The following is a 16,920-nucleotide window of genomic DNA, read 5'->3' as shown; positions in this document are numbered from 1 at the left end:
TAAACACGGTACATGGAAGTACCGTGTTTACGTTTCTTCCAGCGCCTTGACGGGGTCGAGTTTGCCGGCCTGCCATGCAGGGTACAGCCCGAAGAAAATACCTGCTCCTGCGGAAATTAAAAACGCCAGCAATGCTCCCCGCATATTGAACGATAATACAACGTCACTTCCGTCTGAAAACTGAGATAAAATCGGCGTAACGGCAACAAGGCTGATTAAAAAACCTGCTGCAAGACCGATGCCTCCGCCGACAATGCTGATGGCTGCCGATTCCGTCAAGAACTGCGAAAGGATTGCTCCCGTCGTAGCGCCGATTGCTTTACGGATGCCGATTTCCTGCCGCCGCTCCGCAACCGTTACGAGCATGATATTCATAATGCCGACACCGCCTATCAACAGCGAAAGCCCTGCAATACCGGACAGCACGGCGGCAATCATCGCAAGACTGCTCTGAACCTGTTTTTGCATCGACTGCGCCGACCATATCCGTACCGTATTTTTACTGTTTGCATATTCGTCGGAGGCTGCTTTAATCGCCTCTTCAACAGCTTCGATATCCATTACGGTGTCGTACAATTCAACATCAACCGAGTCAGCTTCCTTTCGGCCGAACTGCAGCCTTATAAATGAATGCGGTATCAATACAAACCGCTGCATCTGCCCTACCGTCGTCTGTTTTGTTTTAAGCACGCCGATAACCGTACACGTAAAAAGGAGCGGCGCATCATTCCCATTGTCTACCGACAGTGTCAGCGTTTTACCTACGGCGCTTCCTTCCGGAAATAGGCCTTTGGCAATATCTTCCCCAATAATAACCTTCTGCGCACCGCTCATAAAATCCGAAGCGGTAAACCCTGTGCCGTATTCAAGATGCCATTTCTGTGCTTCCATGTACCCGTATTCTACACCGAAACATTCCTTCGTGCCGGCGTTCAGGCGGCCGCGCATGACCGCGGCATTAAACGAATCAAACCAAAAAACGCGTTTTATCTGCGGTATCTTTTTTTTCAGCATATCAGCATAGCGGTCGTTAAAAGTAATCGCAGAATTCCGCCACGACGAAGGCCACACGGCTACTATCGAACTGCTGAAATCCTTAAACACCAAAGCAACGCTTGCCTCCAGCGAACGGCTTAAATTCATCGTAATAACAACCGAGCATACACCAATCATAATCCCTAAAAGCGAAAGGAGCGTGCGCATCTTATTGTGCCGGAAGTTCTGCAATGCTGAAAGGATGTCTTCAAACATGGGCGCCGTCCGTAGTGTCCGATGTATACGTTCCCGTATTCGCCGCACGTGCTTCCATATCCGGTATGCCCGCCGTGTCGGAGATGATTTTTCCGTCTTTAAGGTGAATGGAGCGCGGCGCCATTGCACCGATGTCAGGATCATGGGTAACAATAATGACCGCCGTACCTTGCCGGTTTATGTCAAAAAAAAGATCGAGTACGGACTGTCCCGTTTCGGAATCGAGCGCTCCGGTCGGCTCGTCGGCAAGAATCAGTTTAGGACGGGTTACAAGGGCGCGGGCAATAGCGACACGTTGTTTTTGTCCGCCCGACAGCTCGCTCGGACGGTGCTTGAGGCGGTTGCTTAAACCCACTTTGTCCAGCTCTTCGGCAGCAAGTCTCTTCCGTTCAGAAGCAGGCAGCCCCTGATACCGGAGTGGCAGCATCACGTTTTCAAGAATGGTAAGCGTGGGCAGAAGAAAATACTGCTGAAAGACAAACCCGATCGTTCTATTCCGCAAAAATGCCAAATCTTTTTCCGTCATTTCAGCAGTGTTTTCTCCATCAACATAGATGGCGCCTGCCGTCGGGCGGTCAAGGCAGCCGATCATATTCATACACGTCGTTTTACCTGAACCGGACGGCCCCATAAGCGAAACAAAGCTCCCTTCCGGTATATCGAACGAGACGCTGCGCAAGGCATGTACTTCGTTTTCTCCCATAAAAAAGGTTTTTACCACCGAATCAAGGGAGACAATCATCCCTGTTTTCACTACACGTCTCCTAGAAATCTCTATCGTTGTTCAGTTTTGCTTGATTTTTCAGCACATCGTTTTCTTGCACGCCGGAGAGAATCTTCACAAAGCCTTTAATATACGGTTCGACGGTTACCGCAATTTCCTGCGTGGTATTGCCAACAACTTTATCGACAAACGGCTTCCCTTCCACATAACGGATGGCGTCTTGCTCTACTATAAGCGCTTCGGAGTCGGCACCCGTTACGATGATTCCATTAAAAGAATAACCGGGAAGAATTTTCTCCGGCGGATTATCCAGCCGGATCAGCGTATCGACAACCGTCCGCCCAAGGCTGGTTAGGCGTGCGATTGCCGGATAAGAAATAACCTCCGCCTGCACTTTAATATCCGGTTCGGCGGGAAATGTCATATCAACTTTTTGTCCGACTGCAAGGCGAGACGCATCGCTTTCGGCAATTTCGACCGTGGCTTTAAGAAAACTGCGGTCAATCAGTGTGCCGAAGGTATCTTTTGCCTTGGCGTATTGCCCCTGCGTAATTTTTAAGGCAGCAACGATGCCGTCAAATTTGGCATACACCTTACGGTCGGCGAGCTGTTTTTCCAAAAGCCGCTGTTCTTGCTCCATCAAGCTCAGCTTTTGCGAGGCTCCGTTAATTTGCTCTCGCTTTATCGCAAAAGCATGTTCTGCAACAGCATAACTCTGTTTGTCGGTATCAAGCGCAAAAAGCAATGCGCCTTTTTTTACTCTGTCGCCTTCTTTTACCAGCACCTGTTCGATAAACCCCTCGCCGGGTGCCTCCAAAACCTGCGTTTGTGCCGCTTCGATATAACCGGACACCTCAATTTGATTGTGTTCGATTTCCTTTTTTACCGTCAAAGGCGGCAAATCACCTGTTTTTGTGCTTTTAGGCTTCATAAAAATATACCAGCCGCCTACCAACGCCGCTATGCATACAATAACAATAATTCTCGTTTTCTTCGATTTCCGCTGCCGTGCTGCCAGCGGCTGTTTATTGATACTCATCGTGTCCTCCAAATTAGTAGTTTAGTTACCGCTTTTCAAACAGCAGCGCCGTATCGATATTGAAAATCATAACGGCTATTTTAGCCTTTGCATAGCGGACTTCCGCTTTTTTATACTCAAGTTCTGCTTGCAGGCTTTCCACCTTGCTGATAACACCGTTGCGGTACCATTGGGCATGGTCATCGGCGTTTTGCTTATAGATGCTTAATTCATCCGCTGTCGCCGTTTGCTGCCATATCATCTGCTCCTTCGCTGTTTTATTGGTATGGAGCTGTTTTTGATACTGTTCCTTTGCATCTTCAATTTTAAGCCGTTCAATCGCATCTTCAAGCTCGGCATTTTTTTTATCGAGTTTCCGATACTGAATCGAAAAAGGATTCCAGCTGAATGACAGTTTAATTGCCGTGTTTTTAGGATCGGAAAGCGGAACCTCGACGCCGGTGTACGCCTTCCCTCCGGGGAATTGCATACTCAATCCGCCTAAGACGGAATGCTCATTTTTTGCGGAGGCATTGCCGATTTTCGTATTACGCAATTTATAACCGGCATCTGCCCCGATGGAAAACGGAGACAGCTCAATATCCCGTTTCGCTGCATTTTGAGTATGCTGTTGCTCCGCTTCAACAAGTTTTTTATAAGCAGCTTGAGGATACTGTTCAATATCTGCGGCCTTTTGTACGGGGATAGAATTCCATAGCGATGTTAAAAACGTTTGAGGTGCCTCATCGGTTGTAAGACCGCAGCTGTCTGCAAAAGCATGGTATGACGCCGAAAAGTTAAAATCCGCATTCTGATGTTCCCGTTTTGCACCCAGCAGCTCTAAATTGGCCGTACGCATTTTTGTAGAACTGTCTGCATACCCTTGCGCCTTTGTTTGATTATATTGAATCTCAGCTTTTACTTCGCTCAGTTCTTTATCAAGGAGTGTTGTATAATCGTCCAAAAGCCGCTGAATATCTTGAAGGAACTGCTTTTCGGCAAGCGCCAAACCTTCTTCTTTTGCCCGCCGCGCTTGATCTGCCGCGGATTGCGCAAGGTTAAGCGTATATTTTTTCGCTTCTGCATTTTTGGAATAGATATCGGTAGACACAGAAACCTCGGCGCCGGTTTCTTGCCGCTGCCCTACTTTACTATACGGCACACTGAGTTTTATGCCCGTGTTATTGTACGAAGGTAATGCGATATTTGCATACGGCGCAGTTGTAACCCCTCGGTTGTCTGCATCGGTATTAAGAACAAACTGCGTATTTCCACTGCCGACTTCCATTGTTACTAACGATTCGGTTTTTGCTTTTTCTGCTTTGTTGGCTGCAATATCCGCCTGCATTTGCAGTTGCCGGTAATTGCTGTCATGTTCAACACGGTACTGTAAGAGCTTTTGATACACTGAATCTTGAGCTACCTCTGTTTCCGTTTGAGCAAAAAGAACAAAGGCCGCGGATAAACATACCGTTATACAAGCAATCTTTTTCATAGAGGTGAATTACTCCTTGCAGACTATTTTGAGCACGTAAAAAAACGAGACTCTTAGAAGTCCCCTTCTACAATTTTTGGGAAAATATCTCAGCGATAGCCTCGATAAGGCACTTGTCGGTATCGGTAAAATGATCGTATTCGGGAGCATCGAGATCAATTACACCGAATAAAATACTGTTGTGAATAATCGGTACAACCAGTTCACTTTTACTTGCCGCATCGCAGGCAATGTGCCCGGGAAAAGCGTGTACATCGGGTACCATGATTGTTTTTCGACTGACCGCACAATGCCCGCAGACTCCTTTTCCATAACCAATTCGATAGCAAGCAGGTCGGCCTTGAAATGGCCCCAGTACCAATTCATCACCTTTCATTTGATAAAACCCCGCCCAATTTAAGCCGGAAATATTTTCCATGATAAACGCGCTGGTATTTGCCATTACCGCAATAACATCGGTTTCGCTTTCAATTAATGCGCGATATTGAGCTAATTTCTCTTTCATTTTTTGCTCCTACTTTTATCTTTAACTAAGATCAACAATCCGTTTTTAATGTTGCCCGCGGTGTTTCTTTAAACGTTATAATACTATTTATAATATAATATATTGTCAAGTATAATATTTAAGTATACAGGGCGAACACATCAGACGGATAAATATAAATCGCAAAATCAGGAGACTGTTAAAAAAACGGCCTGATGCATTTGCCCGAAAATTCCAGTTATTCACGGTTGACATTTTTCAAGTTCTATGCTCATAATAGAAACATGTTACCGCACGCTTACGTTGAAGCAGCCCTTGCCCGTCATGCGGCTCCCTGCCTGGCGGGAATTAAACCGGCGAACCTTGTGTCGTTTCCAAGTACCGATATCCAATGGTGCGATACTTATAATGAAATGTTGAATGAGCAAGGGATATATTTTACGCCGCTTTGCGTATGCGAAAATCGTACCCAAGTATTAGTATATCGGAAGGATTTGCTTACTTGCCTTTGTTTTCAGCCTCAAGTAGCAGTGGCGCTACGATATTTCGGGTATCTGCCGGAACGTGGGCTTGATGCAACTATCATGCGGTTAAAAGAGCGGATGTCTGATTTTATAGGAACACGGAGCAGAGAGCAAGGAAAAAGCTTTCCGCACGAGATCGGACTTTTTTTAGGGTATCCTGCCGACGATGTAATGCAGTATGTAAAAACGGGCGGGCAAAATTGTCTGTTTTGTGGGTACTGGAAGGTATACAGCAATCCGCAACAGGCATTACAAGTGTTCCATCAATATACGGAATGTAAAGAGCGTTTTGCTTTACAGATAAAAAGCGGCATGACTATCTTTGAGATTGTTTGTGTTGCCTAACAGTAGAATAATACTTATATTATTCTCATCACACTTTATAAGGAGTTTGCTATGGCAAAAGTTGCAGTAGTATTTTGGAGCGGAACCGGTCATACCGAAAAAATGGCTCATTGTATTATGGACGGACTGAAAGCAGGCGGGGCAGAGGCGGAATTATTCACTGTTTCGCAGTTCAGTGCGGACAAATTAGATAGTTATGACAAAATCGCCTTCGGGTGCCCTGCGATGGGTTCTGAGGAACTTGAACCGGATGAATTTGAACCGTTCTTTGCTTCTATCGAAAATAAACTTTCAGGTCGCAAAATTGCACTGTTCGGTTCTTACGAATGGGCAGACGGTGAATGGATGCAGACATGGGTAGAACGCGCAAAGCGAGACGGAGCCGATGTGTTTGAAGAAGGCCTCATTGCCTATGACGATCCCGATGAAGAAGCACAGAAAAAGTGCAAGGAATTCGGCGAACGGTTCGCGAAATAACCGTAAGATACGGTAATGAATGGCACAAAGATAACATCTTTGTGCCGTTTTTTTATTTTATAATATAGGTTTTAAGCGGTGGAAAGCCGTTAAATTCTACAGATGCATAAGTCGCCGTATATGCGCCGGCACTAAGAAAGTATACCCTATCGCCCGGTTTTAGATTGATCGGAAGTTGGTATTTATATTTTTCATACATAATATCCATGCTGTCGCAAGTTGGCCCAGCGAGAATAACCTCCCCGCGCTTGCTGCAATTAGAATCCTTCGAGGTAACGATAGGATATTTGATGCTCTCGTTCAGCGTTTCCACTAATCCGTTGAAGACGCCGGCATCTACATAAACCCAGCGCTGCAAAGCGGTATTGTTTTTCCTTGAAACAGTAATAACCTCAGTAACGAGGACTCCGGCATTACCTACCATAGATCTCCCGGGCTCAAGGATAATGCGCGGCCGTTCATGGCCAAAATCGTCGTCAAGATAGCGGTTAATTTCACTTGCGTATTCCGAAAGTTCATTAGTCGGCACCACATACGGGGCAGGAAAACCGCCTCCCATATTGATCATCTTGAGCTCGATATCTTCTTCTTCTTCAAGAGAACTCATCAGATACTTTGTTTTTGCAATAGCATCGTCCCATTGTCCGATATCCCGTTGCTGACTGCCGACATGGAATGAAATCCCGTAAGGAATAAGGCCGAGTTCTTTCGCCAAAATGCAGAGATCATACGCCATATCGGGGTGGCAGCCGAACTTACGGGAAAGCGGCCAGTCGGCACTATTGGTATTTTCAACCAAGATGCGGACATAGATATGCGATTGAGGAGCATATTTTGCAATATTTTTTAAATCTTCTTTACTGTCGGTAACGAACAGCCGGATACCTTTTTCATAAAAATAGGCAATGTCTTTTGCTTTTTTAATCGTATTCCCATAGCTGAGACGATCCGGAGTGATTCCCAAAGCGAGGATTTTATTAAGCTCGTAGCGTGAGGCGATATCGAAATTGGCTCCTAAATCGATTAGGAGCTTTAAAATTTCTTCATGGGGATTTGCTTTCACTGCATAGTAAATATCTGCGGGGGAAAATAACTTTTTTAATTCAAGGTAATTTTTTTTAATGCGATCCAAATTGATAACAACACAGGGAGTTTCGAGTTTTTCGGAAAATTGCACCAGCTTTTTCCAGTCGCTTTCACTCATATAATCGGTTACGTTCATGTCCGCCTCCGGATGCGTCTATGGGATATTCGTACAGCTTTTTTTGCTGTAAAGAATATCACTGTAAACATATCGTTTTTATCTGTCAATAATTGAATAAAAGATAGTATAACCGATTTCCCGATTTTTAAATAGAAAAAATAGTAATAGTTATGATAAAAGCAAAATATGTTTCATAATGACACATATTTTGCTTTGTGTTGGAAAAATTGACTCAATATGGTATATAAAATGACACATCATACCGGTAAACGGGACGTAAACACCTTACACAGTCGGATTTTGCCATTGAAGCTGTTTAAAAAACGCCGATAAACGCTCACTTTAAGTTATAAAAAAGCCGTATAAGCGGAATTATTCGGTCAAAACAGCCTTTTTTCATCCGATTCTCTTATTAGGTATATTGTATAACTTGGCACGCTTGTTGCTATGTAATTACTGAAGTTGAAAAAACTTCGAGGGTTTTCTAAAAACCCTAACTTGTAAGCCTTTTGGAGGAAAACTATGAACTCATTAAGCATTTTTAATCCCTTATTTGCGGACTCTGTTCTTGACTCATTAAATCACGACAGCCCTCATTTCGGCGTTTTCAGTCCGTTGGCAAATGCAAGCTATCCGACTGTTGATGTGCGCGAAACAAGCGGCGCCTATATTATGGATATCGATCTTCCCGGTTATACGGAGAAGGACGTTACCATTCACTTAAAAGAACGTGTTTTGACTGTTGCTTCCAACCACGAAGAAACAAAAGAGAAGGAAGAAAAACCGAACGGCGAACAATTCCTGATCCGCGAACGCACACAGCGGCACTTTGTCAGACGGTTTACGCTACCTGAGGATATTGATCAAGACAAGGTTGAAGCGTCCTTTAAAAACGGTGTGTTGACCGTCACTATACCTCGTAAGGAGCTTGCTCCCCGTCGGCAGATTGCCATAAAATCAAACTAAGGGGTTCCCGATCAATCGGAATTAAGATTGACCGAGGCATCGGAAACTAACTAAAAAGCTCTCTGTATAGTCATTATGCAGAGGGCTTTTTTTATGCAGAGCCTATGTGTGGGTACCGTTCAACATTGTATTAAGCTGCATTTTCGCATTACATGGTTCTTTTTTTATACATTTGATTAGACTTATTGTACAAAAAATATGGAAATTCTCAATATTATCCACCTCCCTAAAAAATCTCCTTATCTTTTCATAAACAGGAAACTGTGGTACATTTTTCCCCATGATAGAGGGCGGCGGAAATGTTGAAATCCTTTATAGGGGGGATTATATATGAAATTACTTAGAAATGCGAAACGGATCGCATTAGGATTCCTCGTAACTGCGTGTTTAGTTTGCCTCTTCTCTTGCCAGACAATGGGCAGTGCATCTAAAAAGGAACCTCATGCAGCTTCTGAAGACACACATAAGAATGCCAGGATATATCACGCTATGGCGGAAGGGGTAACAAAGCAATGCCCCATAGAGGTTGATGAAGCGACTACTCTAACAAAGCTTGAATACAAGGAAGATCAGCATGCACTTGCCTATACCTATCTCTTTTCTGGCGGTGTATATGAAGACATGGATAAACAGACCTGGGCAATAGTGGAGAAAACAGCCGAAGGTATGTTAAAGGAAAAGCTAAAAACAAATCAGATGATCTATCAAATAAGAAAAGATAAGGTTACATTGATTTACATCTATACAGATAAAAACGGTAAAGAGCTGTTTTCTGTGATCATCCATCCCGGAGAATATTAACGAAAGTTTGATTCGTTATTGCTCGATGCGGTACTGCCGTTATTCGTTTTGAACTGCCTGTCCCCATGTCCGATGCTATGGTATATGTGTTGCCGAGTGTGTGGAGGATTTAGAGAGAAAATAATACTATCTGTCTACTCCACCGGCGGGAGTAATCGTGCTTGCACAATTTTGACGTCTTTATTTTTCTTTGAAATATCCAAAACCGCCTCTTCAAGTTTACGCTTTTTTGCCGCCTTTTCGGAAGCAAAAAGCTCCAGTTGGCTGTTGTCGCTGCCGATGTCTACCCCAATCCCGATGAGCCGGACGGACAGTGCCGTATCGAATCGGGAAAAGAATAGCTTCTGAACCCGTCCGTATAAATCCGCAGAATCGTTAATCAATGCTCCGCTCTGCTGCGCCGAGACGGTGGTAAAATCTGCATACCGTATTTTAATATGCACAGTACGGCTTTGGATGCGTTCATCAAGGATACGGCACATCAGCTCCGCGCTCAGCAGGAATAGCACATCGGAGATTTCATCTCTTTCATGCAGATCGGTTTCAAATGTACGTTCCGTACTGATGGAATGGCTTTTGTGCCCTTCGTTAAAAACATGCGCCATATCTCCGCGAACTGCTTGATACAGAAACGTACCCGCAGCATTCCCGATAATCAGCTGCAAAACAGATTCCTGTTGCTTGAGAATCTCGGCAATAGTCGTCAGTCCGGATTCGGCAAGCCGCGTCCGTGTTTTACTGCCGATACCCCATACATCGCTTAAACGCAGCGACTGCATAAACTGAGCTTCTTCGCCCGGCGGCACAACCAATAAACCGTCCGGTTTCGATTGCCCCGAAGCGATCTTCGCAATGTATTTATTAGAAGCCGCCCCTACGGAAACCCGCAAACCTGTTTGCGCAAAGACAGAGTTCTTCAAAAGCCGGGCAGCCGTTGCAGTATCGCCGAATATTTTTTCCGTACCGCTCATGTCCAGAAACGCTTCATCGACGGACAGCTGCTGTATATCGGGACTGAAGTTTTTAAAAATCGTCATAATCTCTTTCGATTTTTCATAATATCGCTGCATTCGTGTTTTTATAAAGATACCATTCGGACACAGGGCTCGTGCGCGGGCCATCGGCATCGCGGAATGCACACCGAACTTTCGCGCCTCATACGAAGCCGTCGAGACAACACCTCGCTTACCAAGCCCGCCGACAATAACCGGCTTTCCGCGATATGCCGGATTGTCGAGCTGTTCTACTGAGGCAAAAAAAGCATCCAAATCAACATGAAAAAATACCGGATTATGAATCATCGTGTATTCAGTATATTCAACTGATATCAATCTGCAAGACAATGGTTCCTTTGACTTTTCGGGCGCTTCGGTATACAATCCAATAAAAGAGAATTGGAACTGTTTCAGTTTAAGGATGGTTTATTTTAAGCGGTACAAATGGTATCGCTTAAAAACACGTCGAGTTTGCTTACACAAACGTCGATTATTGACGTATGCGCGTTGCGCGCACGAATTCAACAGTCTCCAAAATTGATATTTTGTTCGGCTGTTGAATTTTAAGGAAGATTTAACTATCTTTCTATTTAACTGAACATGATTGATTAAAGGGGTTCTCCTATGGCTATAAACTGTGGTATTGTCGGGCTGCCGAATGTCGGTAAATCCACCATCTTTTCTGCATTGACCCGGGCACCGGCAGAGGCGGCAAACTATCCGTTCTGCACTATTAATCCCAATGTCGGTATCGTCGATCTCCCTGACGAACGGCTCACAAAACTGTCAAAATTTTTTGAACCGAAAAAGACTGTTCCGGCAACAGTTGAGTTTGTCGATATTGCAGGACTTGTAAAGGGTGCTTCAAAAGGCGAAGGGCTCGGCAACCAGTTTCTTTCTCATATTCGCGAGGTAGGCGTTATCGCACATGTCGTACGCTGCTTTGACGATCCCGACATCGTTCACGTAAACAATAAAATTGATCCCGCATCGGATATCGAAACCATCAATATCGAGCTCGCGCTTGCCGATCTTGCATCGCTGGAAAAACGAGCAGAACGAGCGGAGAAAGCAACCCGTATGGGTAAAGATATGCAGAAAGAAGCGGCGATTGCGATGAGCGCTATTGCGAAAATCAAGCCGTTACTGCAGGACGGAAAGGGTGCACGTAATGCCGATCTAACAGATGAAGAGCAAGCCGTGATGTACGACACACATCTGATTACGATGAAGCCTCAGCTGTATGTTTGCAACGTCGATGAGGACGGAATAAAAAACGGGAATGCGTATATCGAAACGGTTAAAAAAATCGCCGCACAAGAAGGAGCTGAAACCGTCGTTATCTGCGGAAAGTTTGAAGCGGAGCTTGCCGATATCGACGATGCGGAAGAACGAGCCGCCTTTTTGGAAGAGATCGGGCTCAAGGTTTCAGGCTTATCGGTTCTTGCCCATGCAGCATATCATTTAATCGGGCTACGTACCTTCTTTACCGCCGGGAAAGACGAATGCCGCGCATGGACTATCCACGCAGGAGATACCGCCCCCAAAGCAGCCGGTGTTATCCACAGCGACTTTGAACGAGGCTTTATCAAGGCGGAAGTCTACAGTTTTGAAGACTTCTTGAAATACGGTTCGGAACAAAAAATCAAAGAAGCCGGCCGCTATCGCCAAGAAGGTAAGGAATACGTCGTTCAAGATGGGGATATTATGTTCTTCAAATTTAACGTATAACTCCTTTGTAAACAATTGTATTGAAGTTTCTATATCTTTGGTGTGTTAATACGGTTTTCCCATTGTAACCTTTTTTGAATCGCGGAGTGTCCAGCTTTCGGCTTTATTGACGCCGGACTTCGCATCGCGTACTAACGATTTTGAGGCGGTTATCGGCGCGATAACGGCTGACTTTAAGACAGCGCCGCCTCGCCATACGCCGCTTGCAACGGCTGCTTCTGCTGCTTGTACCAGTTCTTCATCGTTCCATGCAGGAGCTGCGCCTCGCTTGGCAAATTCTTTTTCGGTACAGTAGAGAATGGCATCTTGAATATCACCGTCAGTTCCGGTTTTTATCAGAATCACATTGGCGTTCCGTTTGGGAATGCTCGTATACGGTCCCCAAAAATCACGTGCAGCCGGACATGCCTGCGTTCCGCCTGAAATAATTTTAGCGGTAAGTTCATCGCGGATACCTTCTTCGACGGAACGCCAATGGTATACGATGGTCTCGCCAGCGGAAACTTCTGCGGCGGGGAACCGATAGTGCGGGTTTTGCTTATCCCCGACATTCGTGATAGTGATACCGGAAAGGTTGCCACTTTCCATTACGATGAACTCAATAAATTCGCTTTTCGGTTTACTGCTGTACAGCGGACGAATTTCGGTTATCCGCAGTTTTGCAGGGCGCGTATTGGCTCCCTCAAACGGCAGCGCGAAATCGAGAACGCTGTGCTTTGTATCCGACACGGAACCGCGCAGTACAAAAGACGCCCCGATTCCGATCGGAGCAGTTGGAGTAAGCGCAAAGGCGGTGTAGGTATCTATCTTACCGGATTGCCCTTCGGAATCGGTAAAGTCGTCGGGGATATCCATAGGTTCGACACTGCACGTTTGCGTTTCGCCCGTTTCGGGGATAAAAATTTCCGCCGAAAGAAATTCCGCCGTACCGGAAAAGAACATCTGCACGGCATTGTTTTCCATCCGTGCGGTTTTGACTATTTTGACGGGTTCGGCTTCTTCGCCGATAATCTCGGTAAAAATCGGCTGTTTGGAAAAACCCGCACATCCTGCTCCGCACAACGCGCAGATAATTGATACAAGAAAAAAGAGTTTTTTCATCGTTTAACCTCCTAAATATCTGTAAACTAATCTCTATATGCGACACGCGCGGCTTTTCGGCTAAGGATTTTGAGGAAAAGACGGAAAAATTTTTTAAAAAGTGTGAAAAATTTTCCTATGGGGTAAATTTATGGTATACTATAAGGGCGCATTTAAAAAGCGAAGCTTTTAGATGTCTGTTATGTTTTTAAGGAACAGGACTATGCCTATACACAGTACACTGATTGATAATTCCGAACATTTACAGCTTGTTGATACGCTTAAAGAACTCATCAAGGTCCCCGACATTACACACATCGACATTGCAACAGGGTACTGGGACATTCCGGGCACACAGTTGATCGCAGCAGAACTTCGCGCATTCTTAGAGCGGTCGGCAGATACACGCGTGCGGATTCTTATCGGAAAAGATCCGTATCTTTTTGCACAGTACAGTGCCGATGTCAAATATAAGGATGCCGACTATCCGCAGGATTTTATCAAAACCGATCTTGCCGATTTAAAGGTAAAATCTGAATACATCCCCGCTGTACAGCTTTTACTGGATTTTTGCAAAGAACAACATACAGGACTCAATGGCCCGAAAATAGAGATACGCATTTTTCGCGGTGTAAGCGAGGATGATAAGCGGCAGTTTTTCCATTCCAAGTGTTATATTTTATACGGAACCGGCATCGCATACGGGATTATCGGCAGCAGCAATTTTACCCAAAAAGGCTTACAAGAAAATTCCGAACTGAATTACCTTGAAACACACACCCAAATAATTTCGGCAAAGCCGGACGGGATAAATCTTTCAAAAGGACATACTACATGGTTCAATGAAAAATGGGCATTAGCATCCGATTGGACACGAGCGTTTTTGGAGGAGGTCTTAAAGAAATCGGAGATAGGGATAGAAACTGAAAAAACGAAGAGCCAAGCCCAACCTCAACATGAAGTACCGTATACCGAGCTTTCTCCCTATCAAACCTATATTAAATTCTTGATTGATCAGTTCGATGAAGTAATCAACGGCGACGGTAAAATCTCCCCCGATGCGTATATACCCCATGATGAAGACTTCAAACAGCTTACCTATCAAAATCAAGCGGTTAATCAAGGCTTTGCAATTATGAAACGGCATCACGGGTTTATCCTTGCCGATGTTGTCGGACTTGGAAAAACATTTACTGCATTGATGATTGTAAAGCGGCATCTTTTAGAAACAAACTTTGCTCATCCGGTACTCATTATCACCCCTCCGGCAATTAAACAAAGCTGGACTGATTCAATCAACTATTTTGATAAAAATGAAATACCCGGTAAAAAAATCAAACTGCTTATCAATCTTACTACAATCGGGCGCCTTGATGACGGCGACGAAAGCGATGGCTATGTTGATGGAAATGATTTCGATTTAGTATTTAAAAAACAACAATACGGCATGATTGTCGTTGATGAAAGCCATCGCTTTAGGAACAACAATACTCTCATGTACCAAAAACTTGATGACTTAATAGGAAGCATACAGCCTCAGCCTTATGTAATGCTTCTTTCGGCGACTCCGCAAAATAATGCTCCGTATGATTTACGGAATCAGATTTATTTGTTCCAGCGCGAACATAAAAATGCAACCTTGTGTAACCTCGGTGGATTCGGAAATGATCTTGAGCGCTACTTTAAGGAAAAGCAAGACCGCTACAAACAATATATTCAGCGATATAAACTTGTGAATGGGATAAAAATTCAGAAGACACCGGATGAATTAAATCAGGATAAAAAAAAACTTATTGAGGATAATAAAGATATACGTAAACATATTGTTGAACCGTTAATAATCAGACGAACAAGAACGGACATTGAAAAATATTATCAGGATGACATGAATACCCAAAATTTAGCCTTTCCTAAAATAAATAAACCGATCGCCATCCCTTATGAAATGAAAGGTGAACTGGGAAATCTTTTTAATAGTACGATAAATATTATTGCCCCACAAGTCAGCTGTATCGATACAGACGAATCGGGAAATCAAATCCTTTCGCTCGGTACTGAAGCAGGAAAAGACGGGCTCGGTTATTACCGTTACAGAGCAATTGAATTTCTGAAAAACGAAAAACATCGTGTGTTATACGAAGTAAAAAATTTAACGGTAAGTAATACGGCAGAACGATTAGCTCAGCTGATGGAAATGTTACTTGTTAAACGCCTTGAAAGCAGCCAAGCGGCCTTTAAAGAATCACTCCATAACCTCTCCCGTTACACGGAAAACATGATTAAGATGTGGGAAGTAAATCGTATTTTTATTTGTCCCGATTTGGATGTGAATAAAGAACTCGGCAATAATGCTATTAAAAGCGATGATGAATTTGAACAGTGTCTTGATATGCTTGCAGATAAAGCAAAAAAAGCAAACAAAAAATATTCCGGGCATGATGACACAGGCAGCAATCGAGAATATAAAAGGGATGATTTTGATGAGAGCTATATTACCTTGTTGCGTAATGATTTATTGCTTATCAAAAAGTTATGTTCACAGTGGGATATCCAAATCTCTGATCCTAAAATGAGTACGTTTATTTATGAAACCGCAAATCAGTTTCTAAAAAAAAGCAGAAATAAAAACCGAAAGTTAATTATTTTTACAGAATGTATTGCAACACAAAGCGCATTGGTTCAAAAATTAGACGAAATGCCGATACCACAGTGTAATGTCCTTTCAATTACTGCGGCGAATCGTGAGGTTATGAAAGATGTTATTGCTGCAAATTTTGATGCAAATTACAAAGGAGAAAAACGCGACGACTACCAGATACTTATTACAACCGATGTCCTTTCAGAAGGTGTAAACCTGCACCGTGCGAATTCAATTCTCAATTATGATTCTCCGTGGAATGCGACGCGTCTTATGCAACGGCTTGGACGAATTAACCGTATCGGTACTGACGCAAAAACGATATGGAATTATAATTTTTATCCTTCTACATTAGGCGATGCACAAATCAATATTAAAAATAGAACATATATAAAATTGCAAGCATTTCATGAATTATTCGGGGAAGATGCTCAAATTTATTCAACAAAAGAAGAAGTAAGACATTTTGATCCGGTAATATACGAAACAACTGATGATGAAGAATCTCCAATCATGCCGTTTATTGCAGAATTACAAGTATTCCAAAAAGAGCAACCGGAGGAATACACTCGGCTAAAAGCCATAAACGATCTCGCTATTTCTTCCATAAAAGCGGGAGAACACGGTTCTTTTTCTGCTGTACATGGGCATACTGACCGGAAAACTACTACACAATCTTTCTTGTATCTTGCTTCTAAAAATGAAGCAGTAAAACAAGTGAGTCAACTGGAGTTTTTTGAGGCATTAAAACCGCTTATACAATTTGATACCGCACAGACCGATATAAATAGAGATACACTAAAGGATCTTCATGAAGCAATTATGGAATGCTATGAAAAAGATAAGCAAAATGCAGCATTGATTATTAGAGAAAGAAAAAGCAAACAGAATAAAGAGATAACGCAAGCACGAAGTAAAATCCAAGGATTATACACAAGCATTAACTCCACTGAATTGCGCACTATGCTCGATGTAATTTCAGAGGCGCTTATGCATCATAATTCGATATTAGCAAAAAAAGTATTAAAAACGAATTTTCAATCCCCCTCATTATTCGATAATGGTTTTTACGACAATACCGTAGCCATTAGAGAACTCTATCAATTAGCACGACAAAATAATACAAGAACTGACACAAATGCTGCGCTTTCAATAGCGCTTATCACGGAATAACGAGAAGGAAGAAC

14 protein-coding genes are annotated in these 16,920 nt (G+C 43.6%); 6 read left to right on the top strand and 8 right to left on the bottom strand.

All coding sequences use genetic code 11. The features are described from left to right. Positions 1–27: 27 nt before the first annotated feature. The 5 genes from ABH09_RS12525 to ABH09_RS12505 all read right to left on the bottom strand — a co-directional run bounded on the left by ABH09_RS12525 (position 28) and on the right by ABH09_RS12505 (position 4,993). On the bottom strand, positions 28–1,251 hold the full coding sequence (locus tag ABH09_RS12525; protein ID WP_253714661.1) for an ABC transporter permease: 1,224 nt from the start codon (positions 1,249–1,251) through the stop codon (positions 28–30). Beyond that, on the bottom strand, positions 1,244–1,993 hold the full coding sequence (locus ABH09_RS12520) for an ABC transporter ATP-binding protein (RefSeq protein ID WP_253715789.1): 750 nt from the start codon (positions 1,991–1,993) through the stop codon (positions 1,244–1,246). The genes ABH09_RS12525 and ABH09_RS12520 overlap by 8 nt, the downstream gene beginning before the upstream one ends. Positions 1,994–2,015: 22 nt before the next feature. After that, on the bottom strand, positions 2,016–3,014 hold the full coding sequence (locus ABH09_RS12515) for an efflux RND transporter periplasmic adaptor subunit (RefSeq protein WP_253714660.1): 999 nt from the start codon (positions 3,012–3,014) through the stop codon (positions 2,016–2,018). Positions 3,015–3,039: 25 nt separating this feature from the next. After that, complete coding sequence (locus ABH09_RS12510; RefSeq protein ID WP_253714659.1) at positions 3,040–4,488, bottom strand: TolC family protein; 1,449 nt, start codon at positions 4,486–4,488, stop codon at positions 3,040–3,042. 67 nt (positions 4,489–4,555) lie between these two features. Continuing rightward, positions 4,556–4,993: a GAF domain-containing protein gene (locus ABH09_RS12505; RefSeq protein WP_162664626.1), complete on the bottom strand. Its 438-nt coding sequence runs from the start codon at positions 4,991–4,993 to the stop codon at positions 4,556–4,558. A 263-nt stretch (positions 4,994–5,256) separates the two neighbouring features. Here ABH09_RS12505 and ABH09_RS12500 point away from each other — a divergent pair, with 263 nt between their 5' ends. Both ABH09_RS12500 and ABH09_RS12495 read left to right on the top strand, forming a co-directional pair. Continuing rightward, positions 5,257–5,841, top strand: a complete 585-nt coding sequence (locus tag ABH09_RS12500) for a DUF3793 family protein (RefSeq protein ID WP_253714658.1) — start codon at positions 5,257–5,259, stop codon at positions 5,839–5,841. A 51-nt stretch (positions 5,842–5,892) separates the two neighbouring features. Then, complete coding sequence (locus ABH09_RS12495) at positions 5,893–6,318, top strand: flavodoxin (protein WP_044014283.1); 426 nt, start codon at positions 5,893–5,895, stop codon at positions 6,316–6,318. 52 nt (positions 6,319–6,370) lie between these two features. On the opposite strand, the gene ABH09_RS12490 is transcribed toward ABH09_RS12495, so the two are convergent. Then, on the bottom strand, positions 6,371–7,540 hold the full coding sequence (locus ABH09_RS12490) for a type III PLP-dependent enzyme (protein ID WP_253714657.1): 1,170 nt from the start codon (positions 7,538–7,540) through the stop codon (positions 6,371–6,373). 504 nt (positions 7,541–8,044) lie between these two features. Between ABH09_RS12490 and ABH09_RS12485 the strand changes: the two genes are divergently transcribed. Both ABH09_RS12485 and ABH09_RS12480 read left to right on the top strand, forming a co-directional pair. After that, complete coding sequence (locus ABH09_RS12485; RefSeq protein ID WP_162664622.1) at positions 8,045–8,488, top strand: Hsp20/alpha crystallin family protein; 444 nt, start codon at positions 8,045–8,047, stop codon at positions 8,486–8,488. 330 nt (positions 8,489–8,818) lie between these two features. Beyond that, complete coding sequence (locus ABH09_RS12480) at positions 8,819–9,289, top strand: hypothetical protein (RefSeq protein WP_253714656.1); 471 nt, start codon at positions 8,819–8,821, stop codon at positions 9,287–9,289. A gap of 134 nt (positions 9,290–9,423) precedes the next feature. Here ABH09_RS12480 and dinB read toward each other — a convergent pair whose 3' ends face one another. Then, positions 9,424–10,590, bottom strand: coding sequence for a DNA polymerase IV (dinB, locus tag ABH09_RS12475; protein ID WP_253715787.1), 1,167 nt, complete (start codon positions 10,588–10,590; stop codon positions 9,424–9,426). Between the two features lie 318 nt (positions 10,591–10,908). Between dinB and ychF the strand changes: the two genes are divergently transcribed. After that, on the top strand, positions 10,909–12,015 hold the full coding sequence (gene ychF / locus ABH09_RS12470) for a redox-regulated ATPase YchF (protein WP_162664620.1): 1,107 nt from the start codon (positions 10,909–10,911) through the stop codon (positions 12,013–12,015). Between the two features lie 45 nt (positions 12,016–12,060). Here ychF and ABH09_RS12465 read toward each other — a convergent pair whose 3' ends face one another. Next, positions 12,061–13,116: a lipoprotein TP_1001-related protein gene (locus ABH09_RS12465; RefSeq protein WP_253714655.1), complete on the bottom strand. Its 1,056-nt coding sequence runs from the start codon at positions 13,114–13,116 to the stop codon at positions 12,061–12,063. A 202-nt stretch (positions 13,117–13,318) separates the two neighbouring features. Here ABH09_RS12465 and ABH09_RS12460 point away from each other — a divergent pair, with 202 nt between their 5' ends. Then, positions 13,319–16,906, top strand: coding sequence for a helicase-related protein (locus ABH09_RS12460; RefSeq protein ID WP_253714654.1), 3,588 nt, complete (start codon positions 13,319–13,321; stop codon positions 16,904–16,906). The last annotated feature ends 14 nt before the right edge of the window (positions 16,907–16,920 follow it).

This window comes from Treponema sp. OMZ 803 (genome assembly GCF_024181165.1).
In the GTDB taxonomy this organism is placed as follows: Bacteria; Spirochaetota; Spirochaetia; order Treponematales; family Treponemataceae; genus Treponema.
The sequence above is the reverse complement of the archived record's forward strand: the minus strand, read 5'-3'. Positions and strand labels throughout refer to the sequence as shown.

Bases quoted from the DNA above. Each gene is read 5' to 3' on its own strand.
- ABH09_RS12525 (WP_253714661.1), bottom strand. From the start codon at position 1,251: ATGTTTGAAGACATCCTTTCAGCATTGCAGAACTTCCGGCACAATAAG.
- ABH09_RS12520 (WP_253715789.1), bottom strand. From the start codon at position 1,993: ATGATTGTCTCCCTTGATTCGGTGGTAAAAACCTTTTTTATGGGAGAA.
- ABH09_RS12515 (WP_253714660.1), bottom strand. From the start codon at position 3,014: ATGAGTATCAATAAACAGCCGCTGGCAGCACGGCAGCGGAAATCGAAG.
- ABH09_RS12510 (WP_253714659.1), bottom strand. From the start codon at position 4,488: ATGAAAAAGATTGCTTGTATAACGGTATGTTTATCCGCGGCCTTTGTT.
- ABH09_RS12505 (WP_162664626.1), bottom strand. From the start codon at position 4,993: ATGAAAGAGAAATTAGCTCAATATCGCGCATTAATTGAAAGCGAAACC.
- ABH09_RS12500 (WP_253714658.1), top strand. From the start codon at position 5,257: ATGTTACCGCACGCTTACGTTGAAGCAGCCCTTGCCCGTCATGCGGCT.
- ABH09_RS12495 (WP_044014283.1), top strand. From the start codon at position 5,893: ATGGCAAAAGTTGCAGTAGTATTTTGGAGCGGAACCGGTCATACCGAA.
- ABH09_RS12490 (WP_253714657.1), bottom strand. From the start codon at position 7,540: ATGAACGTAACCGATTATATGAGTGAAAGCGACTGGAAAAAGCTGGTG.
- ABH09_RS12485 (WP_162664622.1), top strand. From the start codon at position 8,045: ATGAACTCATTAAGCATTTTTAATCCCTTATTTGCGGACTCTGTTCTT.
- ABH09_RS12480 (WP_253714656.1), top strand. From the start codon at position 8,819: ATGAAATTACTTAGAAATGCGAAACGGATCGCATTAGGATTCCTCGTA.
- dinB (WP_253715787.1), bottom strand. From the start codon at position 10,590: ATGATTCATAATCCGGTATTTTTTCATGTTGATTTGGATGCTTTTTTT.
- ychF (WP_162664620.1), top strand. From the start codon at position 10,909: ATGGCTATAAACTGTGGTATTGTCGGGCTGCCGAATGTCGGTAAATCC.
- ABH09_RS12465 (WP_253714655.1), bottom strand. From the start codon at position 13,116: ATGAAAAAACTCTTTTTTCTTGTATCAATTATCTGCGCGTTGTGCGGA.
- ABH09_RS12460 (WP_253714654.1), top strand. From the start codon at position 13,319: ATGCCTATACACAGTACACTGATTGATAATTCCGAACATTTACAGCTT.